General features: G+C 43.4%; 9 protein-coding genes and 1 pseudogene. 6 read left to right on the top strand and 4 right to left on the bottom strand.

What is annotated here, in order from left to right:
* Positions 1–70: 70 nt before the first annotated feature.
* The gene (locus tag ACRC32_RS15490) at positions 71–502 is read right to left on the bottom strand and encodes a response regulator (protein WP_438554808.1); all 432 of its coding nucleotides are present in this window, start codon (positions 500–502) and stop codon (positions 71–73) included.
* Positions 503–719: 217 nt separating this feature from the next.
* Positions 720–2,492, bottom strand: coding sequence for a PAS domain-containing sensor histidine kinase (locus ACRC32_RS15485; protein WP_438554807.1), 1,773 nt, complete (start codon positions 2,490–2,492; stop codon positions 720–722).
* Positions 2,493–3,164: 672 nt separating this feature from the next.
* On the opposite strand from ACRC32_RS15485, the gene ACRC32_RS15480 reads away from it, so the two are divergent.
* Positions 3,165–3,911 (top strand): response regulator, encoded by a 747-nt coding sequence (locus ACRC32_RS15480; RefSeq protein WP_438554809.1) that lies wholly within the window; start codon positions 3,165–3,167, stop codon positions 3,909–3,911.
* Positions 3,912–4,152: 241 nt separating this feature from the next.
* Positions 4,153–4,587: a hypothetical protein gene (locus ACRC32_RS15475; RefSeq protein WP_438554806.1), complete on the top strand. Its 435-nt coding sequence runs from the start codon at positions 4,153–4,155 to the stop codon at positions 4,585–4,587.
* Positions 4,588–4,661: 74 nt separating this feature from the next.
* Here the strand turns inward: ACRC32_RS15475 and ACRC32_RS15470 are convergent, their stop codons facing one another.
* Positions 4,662–5,087, bottom strand: a complete 426-nt coding sequence (locus tag ACRC32_RS15470) for a ketosteroid isomerase family protein (RefSeq protein WP_438554805.1) — start codon at positions 5,085–5,087, stop codon at positions 4,662–4,664.
* A 165-nt stretch (positions 5,088–5,252) separates the two neighbouring features.
* Here ACRC32_RS15470 and queG point away from each other — a divergent pair, with 165 nt between their 5' ends.
* Positions 5,253–6,212 carry a tRNA epoxyqueuosine(34) reductase QueG gene (gene queG / locus ACRC32_RS15465; protein WP_438554804.1) on the top strand — a complete coding sequence of 320 codons (960 nt, stop codon included), beginning with the start codon at positions 5,253–5,255 and terminating at the stop codon, positions 6,210–6,212.
* Positions 6,212–6,859, top strand: a complete 648-nt coding sequence (locus ACRC32_RS15460; RefSeq protein ID WP_438554803.1) for an HAD-IA family hydrolase — start codon at positions 6,212–6,214, stop codon at positions 6,857–6,859. Before queG ends, ACRC32_RS15460 begins: the two co-directional genes overlap by 1 nt.
* Before the next feature lie 215 nt (positions 6,860–7,074).
* Here the strand turns inward: ACRC32_RS15460 and ACRC32_RS15455 are convergent, their stop codons facing one another.
* Positions 7,075–8,703, bottom strand: coding sequence for a GAF domain-containing protein (locus tag ACRC32_RS15455; RefSeq protein ID WP_438554802.1), 1,629 nt, complete (start codon positions 8,701–8,703; stop codon positions 7,075–7,077).
* 135 nt (positions 8,704–8,838) lie between these two features.
* On the opposite strand from ACRC32_RS15455, the gene ACRC32_RS15450 reads away from it, so the two are divergent.
* Complete coding sequence (locus tag ACRC32_RS15450; protein ID WP_438554801.1) at positions 8,839–10,818, top strand: PstS family phosphate ABC transporter substrate-binding protein; 1,980 nt, start codon at positions 8,839–8,841, stop codon at positions 10,816–10,818.
* A gap of 552 nt (positions 10,819–11,370) precedes the next feature.
* Positions 11,371–12,011, top strand: a pseudogene (locus tag ACRC32_RS15445) (hypothetical protein); the annotation flags it as partial.

Below are 12,011 nucleotides of genomic sequence, written 5' to 3'. Positions count from 1 at the left end.
TAGGGGTTAAGGGTTAGGCGCTAAGGAACAGATTGCCCTGCTCCCTGCTCTCTACTCCCTGCTCTCTCACTTAAGGCATTTCACTTAAAGTCCAATAATTATTCAGCGTTGCCATGACTTGGACAAAGTTATCGAACGTAACTGGTTTGAGAATATATCCAGCGACATTCAGGTTGTAAGCCTCAACTTTATCTCTGTCTTCATTAGATGTCGTCAACATAACGACAGGGATCTGCTTGAGATTCGCATCACCTCGCAATTCTCGTAAAAATTCAATTCCATTCATTCTGGGCATGTTTAAATCTAATAAAATTAATCGCCGCTCTTGCGGGATTGGCGATGGTTTGCCTTCACTTCCTCGTAAGATTGACAACGCTTCTATCCCATCACTAGCTGTGTAGAGTGAATTGGTAATGTTATTTTTCTTAAACGCTCTTTTTACGTTCATGACATCCACTTCGTCATCCTCGACAAGCAGAATATGAATCATTTTGTCTTTCATTATGAAGTTTTATATATTCCATCTTGACTAAAATTGGAGCCTATACACCTCAATCTTTGGAGGGGTTAGGAGTGAGGAGCGAGAGGCGAGGGAAGAAGAATTTGAGAGGCAAGGAGGACAAGGAAGTAGCGGAGCAGAGGGGCTTCAGGGGCAGAGGAGCAATCCAAAATCCAAAATCTCATAGCCATTCTTCCCGAGTCCACAATTCCCTCACTCCTCACTTCTTCCAAGTAAAATAAAAAGCTGCCCCTTGTCCTGGCTGTGATTTTAGCCGAATAGTACCTCCTTGTTGTTCGACAATTTTTTTGACGATCGCTAAGCCGATTCCCGTGCTTTCGATTGTGTCACGGGGCGACAGAGTTTGGAAGATACCAAATACCTTGTCGTGATACTCGGGCGCAATTCCGTCCCCATCATCGGCTACGACAAATTCATAATGTGAGGCATACTCTTGCACGGAAATACTGACTTTGCCATCCTGCCTGGGGTGGTATTTAATGGCGTTGCTAATTAAATTAGTAAAGACTTGTTGTAAAGGCAATTTTTCAGTCAGAATTGTTGGCATGGGTGCAATTTCAATTGAGCATGTTTCAGGTGGAGAGAGGGAGTCAACAACCTCTGCTAACAAATCTCCTACAGAAACTTCAGATTTTTGTGTGTCCAACCGTCCGACGCGAGAATATTGCAACAATCCGTTAATTAAGGCTTCCATGCGATGGACGCGCCCCCGTAGTAGGTTCATTTGGTGGCGCGTGTCTGCTGTCAGTTTGTCTGATAGATCTTCTTCAATCCATTCTGATAAGTTGGCGATCGCTCTCAATGGTGCTTTGAGATCGTGAGAAGCAACGTAAGCAAACTGATCTAATTCTTGATTGCGCTTTTCTAACGTCACGTTAGTTTGCGCTAGCACGGTTGTGAGATAAGTTAATTCCTCTGCCCGCGTTTTGAGTGCGTCTTCCGAAACTTTGCGATCGCTAATATCCAAACAGCAGCCAATATATCCGGCAAAACTCCCGTCGGGGGTAAACCGAGGACTGCCTTTTTCAAAGATCCAACGGTACTTACCATCCGCCCGTCGCAGGCGAAATTCGTGCGCGAACTCTTGCCGACTGTGAAAAGCTGATAAATAAGTTTCCACGCAACGAGAGACATCTTGAGGGTGTACTGCTTCTATCCAGCCTTCACCTAATTCCTCTTTTAAGCTGCATCCGGTAAAATTTAACCAAGACTGATTGGCAAACTCCCACAAACTGTCAGTCCCAGCCATCCAGATCATTACGGGTGCGCCGTCTGCCATCGTGCGAAATCGAGCTTCGCTTTCCCGCAATTCTGCTTCTGCTTGCTTGGCTGCGGTGATATCCAACATCAATCCCCGCAGTTGAGATTTTCTCTCGCGATCGCGGGCAAAGTGCAGGCGATCGCGCAACCACACCACACGTCCATCTGCGGCTATGCAGCGGTATTCCAAACTACAATCAAGACCTAGCTTTTTCTGGTGGTAAGATTGTACTACCATTGCCCGATCTTCAGGGTGAATGAGATTCTGCCAAAAGTTCGGCTGCTGTAGCCACTGCTCCACAGGGTAGCCTAAAATTTCTGCTGCACTTTGACTGACGAAGGTAAATCGCGCCGTTGCTGGATCGTATTCCCAAACAATCGTGTCCTCCAGCCCGTTGACTAAATCCTGAAATCTCTGTTGTACGGCTTCTAGTTGCGCTGTTTTTCTTGGTGTCTTTGCCGATTCCGGCTCGGTCGATTTTACTTCGGTTCGATCTCTACAAGTGACTTGCCGATCTGGTACGTTACTCTCTTCTGGGATAACTTGTTCTTGCCACCAATAATAGTTTCCATCTGCTGCCAAAACTCTGTAGGAGACAGTGTAAGCCTGCTGGCAAGCGATCGCTTGCTGCCGTTGCTGGTAATAGCGATCGCGATCTTCAGGATGGATGGTCTGCCAAAGTTCCCCAGGAACTGTTTCTATTTGGCTCATTTAGTTTTTGACTGTATTAGCAACTTTATTTTCATGCTAGAAAAAATTTTATGACACTGTTCGATTAATAAAATTTATCCAACCAGTATCTCAGTTAAAATATTAACTTACTAGAGTGGGATGGAAGGATAAAATCTAAATATTAGAATTTCCAAAAACTCTTTTTGTATAAGTCTTTCCGGCAGTCTTTAATAAAAATTGTCGTCCTTTATGCCAAAAAATTTACAACTATTGTAGAATTAAGTTTTATTATAAGTTTAAGCTAAAATACCTCAAGTTTAAAAAAAATTAAAATCAAGAGAAAAGCCAAAAGTTCTCTCTTGAGGGGGATGAAAAAAACTGGGTAAAAGTATTAAAGCCATAAGTAGAGGTTTTTGCAGGATAGCAAAAGATCGTCTAGGCAATGATAGAGCATGAAAGCTGATGAGGATGGCAATGTAAATAAAAGTACTAAGATTGAATTGTTGAACAAAGCTAGAGTTAAAAACTTACTTGATATAGCACTCCTACAAGAGTTTATGGAATGGCTAGAGCAGTGAGTCAGGGCTGCGATCTACCTCGCTTTGAATCCCACTTGACTTTCAGTTGTAGGACACGCAGCCAAAGCATCATCTGTCATTTAGTACCAGACCAATGACAAATGACCAATGACAAATGAACAATGTAAAAAACATGAGTAAAATTCGCGTTGCTTTAATTGAAGACCACGACCTCACTCGCGTCGGGATCAGAACAGCACTACAACAGCGGCAAGAACTTGAAGTAGTAGGCGAAGCTGCCAACGCTAGCGACGGTTTGCAGTTATTAGAAACAGCCCGTCCCGATATTGCGATTGTAGATATCGGGTTACCTGATAAAGATGGCATTGAACTAACTAGGGAGATTAAGGCAGCCGCAAGCGAGGGAGAAGGATTCACTACCAAAGTTTTGATCTTGACTTTGCGAGACAATCGAGAAGCAGTGTTAGCTGCTTTTGCGGCGGGGGCTGATTCTTATTGTATGAAGGATATTAGTTTCGATAACTTACTAGAAGCATTGCGCGTCACCCACAGTGGTAATGCTTGGATCGATCCCGCGATCGCCCGTATTGTTTTACAGCAAGTCAAACCCGCACCTGCCGAAGTTCCTGCTGCTGTAGTCGCTGAAGTTAGTAAAGAAGACAAAGACAACAAAACTGTTGCTATCCATGCAGCTGATGAAGACTACGACCAAATGTTAGCTGCTTACCCCCTCACCGAAAGGGAATTAGAGGTATTGCAACTCATTGTAGAAGGTTGTAGTAATGCTGTAATTGCGGAAAAACTATACATTACCGTTGGTACGGTAAAAACCCACGTCCGCAACATTCTGAACAAACTCTGCGCCGATGACCGCACCCAAGCCGCAGTCCGCGCCCTGAGATCTGGGCTAGTTGGCTAGGTTTTTGTAGAGACGCGATATATCGCGTCTCTATAGAGAAATATTTAAAAAAGTTCAACTTATAGTAATACTTACTATAAATTTTGTTAAGTTAGGTTTATCAATCGGTAGTGAATGTCTAATAGTGGGGTAAAGGGTTGCATAGCAAGGTCATAAACAGGCAAGTGCTAAGTTTCTAACCTAACGACAAGCTATGCGATCGCTTGAAATTGGGCGTAAGATTCAGAACCCAGATATACCCATGACACAGTTATTTGCTTTGTCTTTGCGCTACCGTCTTGATGATGAACTACCCTGGTTGGAAGCAATCGATCCTAGCCGTCACTACTGGATTGCTGTTAATGGCGATCGCAGCGCGATCGTAGCAATTCCAGGGCTAACAGTCTCCTCTTTTGACGAGTTCAAGCAAGCAATTCGGCAATTTAGAGCCTTGCAAGCAGGGGAACAAATGTCTGTAGCACGGGCAGCCAGTGCTTGTACTGTTTACTGTATCAGTTCTAACTGCTATGCCATCTCAGTAAAGGTGAATGGTGCTGCTGTATGGCACTTATTCGATTATGAAACTTTAGAGAGTCTGCTAATGACTGCATATCCAGACTGGCAATGCAGCCCTAAAGGTATCGAAATGGGTCGCCAACTCCTAGCAAAATCTTTTCAGATGGTGGTTAGTGGCTAGTAGTAGATAGGGTGTAGGGTGTAGTGGATTGATAACTGATAACTGACAACTGATAACTGACAACTGTTCCCTTCCTATCGCTTCAAACTCAACAACTCCTGCGGTGAGGCTAAGAGTTTGATTTTGGTGGTAGCAATTTTTTGCTGAGAATTGAGTAAAAAGAACCAAGAAACGTTCACGCCAAACAGAGGGGTTTGCACTTTCCCCACGACTTGCACTTCCAAATCGCCATTTTCCACAACCTGGGAAATTCCTCGCTCTGGCTCCAACTTCATCCCCTGAGCTTCCCGCTGCAAGAAGGTAGCGATCGCCTCTCGTCCCAAAATTCCTTCTTCAAAAGGAGGATACATCACTCCATCTGTAGCGAATAAATTTGCACAGGTTTGATAATTTTCTGTATTTAAAGTGTCAAAGTAACGAATAATTGTAGATTCTGTAATTCCTTCTATTTGCCGTACCGTATCCTGCGGCGATCGCGTTGATGCTTCCATGCGATTCATTCATCCCTCTCGATAAAAACAGCTCACTCTTAACGCTCACGATCGCACATAAGAGCAGCTCAAAACCTGCCCCTATAGAAGGATTCTAGAATTTGTCATTCGTGATTCGTCATCACTCATTTGGGTGTACTATCCAAATGACCAATGACCAATGACCAATGACCAATGACTAACTTAACCAGCGACCAAATCAAACAAAAAGCCTTAGAATTGGGGTTTCACAAAGTCGGCATTGCCGCAGTGGAAGCAGTAGGCACTGCGGAGCGGCAGAGGTTGCAAGCTTGGCTGCAACTGGGATACCAAGCAGACATGGCATGGATGGCAAACCCCAAGCGCGAGGATATTCGTTTAGTCATGCCAGAAGTGCGATCGCTAATTTGCGTGGCGCTCAACTATTACACTCCTCACCAGCATTCTACAGATCCAACAAATGCAAAAATTTCTCGTTATGGCTGGGGTAGAGATTATCACAAGGTATTGCATAAAAAGCTCAAAGCCTTGAGTCAGTGGTTGCGATCGCAAGCAGCAGATATCCAAACGCGGTTCTATGCTGATACGGGACCAATTCAAGATAAAGCGTGGGCGCAACAGGCAGGTATCGGTTGGATTGCTAAAAATGGTAATGTGATTACACGAGAATATGGTTCTTGGGTATTTTTGGGTGAAGTGCTGACTGACTTAGTTTTGATCCCAGATCGACCCCATACGCAACATTGCGGTAATTGTACTCGCTGCATAGAGGCATGTCCCACACAAGCAATTACGCAGCCTTTTATCGTCGATGCCAATCGCTGCATTGCTTATCATACAATCGAAAATCGTGCCGAACAGTTACCTGAAGCGATCGCTTCCCGTCTTGATGGTTGGGTAGCTGGTTGCGATATTTGTCAAGATGTTTGTCCTTGGAACCAGCGTTTTGCTCGCACGACAGACATTAACGAATTTCATCCTTATGCACACAATCTCGCACCAAAACTCACAGAACTAGCAACAATAGAAGACGGCGAGTGGGATCGGCGCTTTACAGGTTCAGCCTTGCGGCGGGTCAAACCCGAAATGCTGAGAAGGAACGCCCGTGCTAATCTTGAATCGTCGGCTACGATTGTTTATTCCGATTCACTGTAATGACCATTAAGGTGATATTTTTTGATTTTGACGGTACTATTGCCGATACACTTCACTCCATTGTCGGTATTACTAATCGCTTAGCTATAGAATTCGGACATAAACCCATCAGCACCGCAGAAATTACTCAGATTAAAAACCTGAGTTCGCGTCAAATTATCAAACAATCAGGCATTTCAATTCTCAAATTTCCCCTGTTAGTTGCTAAAGTCAAATCAGAGCTGAATGCAGAAATTTCTAAAATTCAACCTTTTCCCGAGATTAAAGAAACTCTACTCGAATTGAGAAAACGAGTCGATAAAGTCGGCATCCTGAGTTCTAACTCTAAAGATAATATTTTTGCTTTTTTGGAACTCAATGATATGGATTATTTATTTGATTTTATTTATACAGAAGCCGCTCTCTTCAGTAAAAGTAGAGTCATCAAAAAGATTTTGAAGCAAGAGAAGATTGCACCGTCAGAGAGTGTCTATGTCGGAGATGAAACCAGAGACATAGAAGCAGCAAAAAGAAGTAAAGTTACTGCGATCGCTGTTAGTTGGGGTTTCAACTCCGCCGCAGCCCTGGAACAATATCAGCCCGATTTTCTCATCCACCAACCAGCAGAACTCATTACGGCGATCGATAAGTTAAATACGAGTTGTTAATTAACGGTTGACAGTTAACTGATAACTGATAACTGTACGGGCGGGTTTCGAACGAAGATGATGGCTAAAGCCCATGAATCTGCTGGCTAAACCCGCCCCTACGACAACTGATAACTGATAACTGTACGGGCGGGTTTCGAACGAAGATGATGGCTAAAGCCCGTGAATCTGCTGGCTAAACCCGCCCCTACGACAACTGATTAACTGATAACTGCCTACTCCTCGTCTGTTTCCATTTCTGCCATCAGGCTGACTCGATCGATCGCAAATCCTAATTGCGTCGCTAACTGAACAAATAAGTCAATTTCTTCCTGTTGCCAATTTCTCGGTTCGGAACAGTGATGGGCAATCAACAATCCTAGTAACTCATTGTTTTTCAAGATTGGTGCTACCAAATTAGCTTTAACTGCAAACTGCTCTAATAATCGGCGATAGCAGTCTTCAACTCGTCCCTCTTGGTAAATATCATCAATGACTGTGACATGACCTTGCTTGTATATTTCGGCATACTTTTCTCTCATGCAAGGATCGTCAATTCTCACTCTTAAAGTTTGGGGCCAGCCTGAGGCAACAGACTCTGCCACGACAATGCCATCCCAATTAGTAGAATCTAGACCGTAAACGACGACGCGATCGGTTTTGATCGCACGCCTGACTTCTTTCACAGCAGTTTTCAGTAACTCTTCTAAAAATTGAGCTTGCTGAATTCGCAAAGTAATTTCTGTGAGTAAATCGGCACGTTCGGCATCGGCTTCCTGCTTTTCTAAAAATGCAACTTGTTCGGATGCTACTCCTACCTGTTTTGCCAAATTGGAGAATAATTCAACTTCCTGAGGCAGCCAAACTCTAGGTTCAGAACATTGATTAACAATCAATAAACCAAATAGTTGACCGTTTTTGGTAATTGGCGCTACCATCTGCGCTTTGATCGCAAACTGTTCTAACAATTTAATATGACAATCTGTTAGTTCTCCTCCATAAATATCGTGATTCACGCAAATTCGACCATTGATATACTTTTCTACACCCTCATTCGACTCGGAAAAATACGTATCGGTAACTTTAATCTTTAAGCAGGAAGGTAAGCCAGGTAAAACAGATTCAGCGACAACACTACCACTCCAGTCAGGATTAAATCGATAAACGAAAACTCGATCGGCACTGAGGGCGCGCCGTATTTCCTTCGTAGCGGTTTTTAATAACTCGTTGAGATATTGTGCTTGTCGAAATTTGAGCGAAATTTCTGTCGCTATTTTAGCTGACTCAATCGTGGCAATTTGTTGATAGCTAACATCAACCTTTTCTAATGCTGCACTATTGAGAATTGCTAGCGGAGAGTACGATTCATCCGGTTCTAATTTCGGCTTGTCATCTGCATCGACAACAGATTTTGCTGGACGCATGGCACGATTGGCAAAAAAAGCAGTCAACAAACCAATTAGTAGCAGCGATGCGACAACAGTTTCGATTAAAAGAGTCACTGGCAGCTGACTGGGAGAATCAGCCAGGTCTGGATTGTCCACGCGGGCTTCAGCTTGGGCATTAAACTGCGGGACTACGCGATCGTCAGCTTGCGCAAGGGTTTTGTCAGTCAAAACTGGCAAAATACCAATGGCAACAATTAACGCTACGATCTTGGTTCTAAAATTGCTTTTTTGCCACCAAAGGCGATGTTTGGGAAGCTGAGTTGCTGGGTCTGGATTATTGCGGCAAGATGGCGGATAATTATCTCTAGAGTCGTGAATTTTTATACTGCTAAAATTATTATCCTGGATACATTTAGAGGTAGTGGTACGGCTACGGGTGGAATACTGTTCGGCAAAATGGAAAGGAATTTGACTCATTGTGCGCTCGCTTGGCTAATACTCTGAAAACTGCTGCCGAAAAAACTTTCACATTTAGCATCTTGAGGTCATTTTTAAATTTTTGCAATACTTTTCAACATAGGTAGCCGCATTTAGCTTTTTAAATTTAGACATATGTACTTACTTCTCGGTCAACTTGTTTATACCAGCTTTGCAGGCAAAGGATTCAAAACTGTTTGCAGTCCGCAGGTTTCGCCAGAAATTCAGCAAGCTTTCTTGCAACATGTCGTTTCCCAACATTGGGATTCTTACAATCCTCCAGAACCCAAATATCGTGCGGCTTACATATATCAAATCGACTCAGAGCAAACTTTGTTTGGCTGGTTATACAACGATGGCGTGGACGAGCTAGGACGCGGCAACGTACCATATTTTATTTGTTATTACATTTCAGAACCACTGTTTGATTTTCAACTAGCAAATATATTTACTTGTTTGGAGCGAGGACCAGTAACAATCTTAGATCGACATCAGCCTCGCGCATATATAAAAACCAAGGTTTTATCAAATTTGTGGGACTACCAACCAGCAAAAGCAGGGGTGTCAACTCCTCTGTACCTGCGACAGCAAAGCTATACAGACTTGCGTCAAGGAAATTTGTTGGAGCTATTTGTGCCGATTGACGCACAGGAAAGTGCCGTCGATTTCCCAGAAAGAACTTACGAGCAGCAAATGGCGCATCTCTCTATTTATACTAGTTATGCAATTGATGGCTTAGAGCTTGAACCGGGACATGTTCTTACAGCAGATGCTGCGACTATTGCAGTCGATCCGATCGCCTCTAAGAGTCAGTCAAAACCCAAGTTACCGTTGTATCAGTTCTACAAACAAACATTAGGAAAAGATCGAGAGTCAGAAAGTTTGATTCAGAAGGATTCGACAAATTTATTATCTAAATACAAAAAAAATTCGACTGCCAGCCGCGATCGCCACTCTATGTCGGCAAATTCTAACTCCGGTCGCTTGGCATTAGCAGGAAATAACTTCTCCCCAGTCGATTTGAAGCCGTTGGCATTAGGACAAACAGTTAATAATAACGCCGAACGCCTGACTTGGGGTTATAAAAACTCTCAACTTTGGCTCAAAGTTGGCATTTTAGCAAGTGCGGTAGCGCTCGGGTTTTCGCTATACGGTCTGATGCATTCGGGTATGTCTAATACCGATTCGCGAGTCTACGTAGCATCGCAAGTCAAGCGCGATCGAAACTACAAAGCCTTGGCAGCAGTTCCTAACGTCCCTTCAGGTACGTTTCGATATGGTGGCTCTACCACTTTTGCGCCACTGCGATCGCCCACAACTGTCGCGACGATTGCCCAAGCTCAGCCACAATTTGATCTACTCTACACCGATCCTTATAAAAATAGACATGGCTCTACCGTAGGCATCCAAATGTTGCTAACAGGTAAACTCAGCTTCGCACAGTCTTCTCGCCCGATTCGAGCGGCAGAATTAAGACAAGCCCAACGGCTCGGTTTTACTCTAGAACAAATTCCCGTGGCGATCGATGGCATTGCTCTATATGCCAATCCTCAAGTTGCCGTTACTGGATTAACGCTGTCCCAAGTTAAAGATATTTTCACTGGGAAGATCGTAAACTGGAAACAACTCGGTGGTTCGGATTTACCGATCGTACCCATTAGCCGCGATCCTCAAGTCAGCGGTACTGCTGATTTTCTGCAAGAAAAAGTTCTGGCAGAAGAAAACTTTGGCTCCAACGTGCGATTAGTTAACACGACAACCGATGCTATCCGTACCGTCGCCAAAACTCCAGGCGGAATCAGCTACGCTACTGCCTCAGAAGCAGTTCGCCAGCAGAGCATAGATCCTATTTCTTTAGCAACCATCTCTCCCTTGCCACTGGCTGCAAGTAACGGTGGCTTTGTTTCTCCTTTCGATCTCCAGCGCAAAAATGTCGCTAATACTACAGCTTTTGCTAACGGTACTTATCCCTTAACTCGTCGCCTTTACATCATCGTCAAGCGAGATGGCAGCGTTGACGAACGCGCTGGGATTGCCTACACAAATTTAGTGTTTTCTGAAGAAGGACAGCAACTCGTGGAGCAAGCCGGTTTTGCCCCCTTGCGCTTACGCTGAGATTTTACCTTCTAAATACTCGCAAAAGTGAAAAAAATCTATTTTTTTACGTCTGGAGATTTCTTTTATCAGATAAACTTTTTTTATCTAAAGATATTAGCTTTTACGAATTGTCTAGCCTGCCTCTAATGCTTAATGAAGACTCTAAGTTTTTTCTTTAAAACAGTGGACTGGCTGATGGCTTGCCACTATGCTCGAAAGAGAGGGTTTGTCAGCCTAATAACCGCCAACAACTGTTTTATTCAAATGCAAGACATTATAGAGACACACGGCTGCGAACTTCTAGAACGCGCTATATGCAATCTCTTTAGAGTCTAAATGTGCGTTTTTAGGAGCAGCATCAGAATTGCAGGTAGATTGACCGCAATTACATTTATTCTGCCGTCGCAGCAAAATCAAGTGTAATCCTTGGAGTTATTTGCTAGCGATGCAGTGAATAGTGATGTATGGTATTTAACTTTCAGGAATAATAACTTAGTGGTATGCTGCTGCTAATCAATCTCACGTAACAATTAAGCTAATGTTACAAAAACTCTAGAGCCAAAAAAAACTATGTCAGTGAAACTTCGCAAGCAGCATCTAACCGTGTTACCTCAAAACTCACCAAAAAATAGAACATTTAATCTTTTAAGCATTGGGCAAAGAGGCGTAGGAAAAACGGTTTTCCTCGTCGGTAGCTATACGGAGCTACAGACTGAAAGTTCCAAAAAGCAACCGCACAAATTATGGTTTGAATGCCAAGACAACCAGGTAAAGGAAAACGTAGATAAAATTCTTAAATATATAGACCAGACGGATCAGTATCCACCACCGACGATGAAAATCGTCAACTTCAGCTTTAACCTAAAACGACAAAGCTTGTGGGGTGAAAAAACAGTATGCCATTTCCGCTGGAATGATATCCCTGGAGAAATCTGCGACGTTCACAACTCTGATTTTCGCGAACTCGTGTTTAACTCGCATGGCTGCTGCGTGTTTATTGATGCCTACGCTCTCAGGCACAGCGATGCTTACATTCAAGTATTGGAAAATATTTTCGAGCAAGTCATGGCATTGACGAGCTTGGTTTATCTCAATGGATTAAATTATCCATTAGCTATAGTGCTAACTAAGTACGATCTATTAGAATCTAATGCAGCAACTCAAAAAGTCATAAAAAATAAATTAGAACCTTTGATCGCTCATCTCAATAC

Source organism: Chroococcidiopsis sp. (genome assembly GCF_051657925.1).
Lineage (GTDB): Bacteria > Cyanobacteriota > Cyanobacteriia > Cyanobacteriales > Chroococcidiopsidaceae > Chroococcidiopsis.
This window is presented reverse-complemented; position numbering and strand designations above follow the sequence as displayed.

What these genes read in the sequence shown, in the direction of transcription:
- ACRC32_RS15450 (WP_438554801.1), top strand. Translation starts at nt 8,839, where the DNA reads ATGTACTTACTTCTCGGTCAACTTGTTTATACCAGCTTTGCAGGCAAA.
- queG (WP_438554804.1), top strand. Translation starts at nt 5,253, where the DNA reads ATGACTAACTTAACCAGCGACCAAATCAAACAAAAAGCCTTAGAATTG.
- ACRC32_RS15470 (WP_438554805.1), bottom strand. Translation starts at nt 5,087, where the DNA reads ATGAATCGCATGGAAGCATCAACGCGATCGCCGCAGGATACGGTACGG.
- ACRC32_RS15490 (WP_438554808.1), bottom strand. Translation starts at nt 502, where the DNA reads ATGAAAGACAAAATGATTCATATTCTGCTTGTCGAGGATGACGAAGTG.
- ACRC32_RS15475 (WP_438554806.1), top strand. Translation starts at nt 4,153, where the DNA reads ATGACACAGTTATTTGCTTTGTCTTTGCGCTACCGTCTTGATGATGAA.
- ACRC32_RS15480 (WP_438554809.1), top strand. Translation starts at nt 3,165, where the DNA reads ATGAGTAAAATTCGCGTTGCTTTAATTGAAGACCACGACCTCACTCGC.
- ACRC32_RS15455 (WP_438554802.1), bottom strand. Translation starts at nt 8,703, where the DNA reads ATGAGTCAAATTCCTTTCCATTTTGCCGAACAGTATTCCACCCGTAGC.
- ACRC32_RS15460 (WP_438554803.1), top strand. Translation starts at nt 6,212, where the DNA reads ATGACCATTAAGGTGATATTTTTTGATTTTGACGGTACTATTGCCGAT.
- ACRC32_RS15485 (WP_438554807.1), bottom strand. Translation starts at nt 2,492, where the DNA reads ATGAGCCAAATAGAAACAGTTCCTGGGGAACTTTGGCAGACCATCCAT.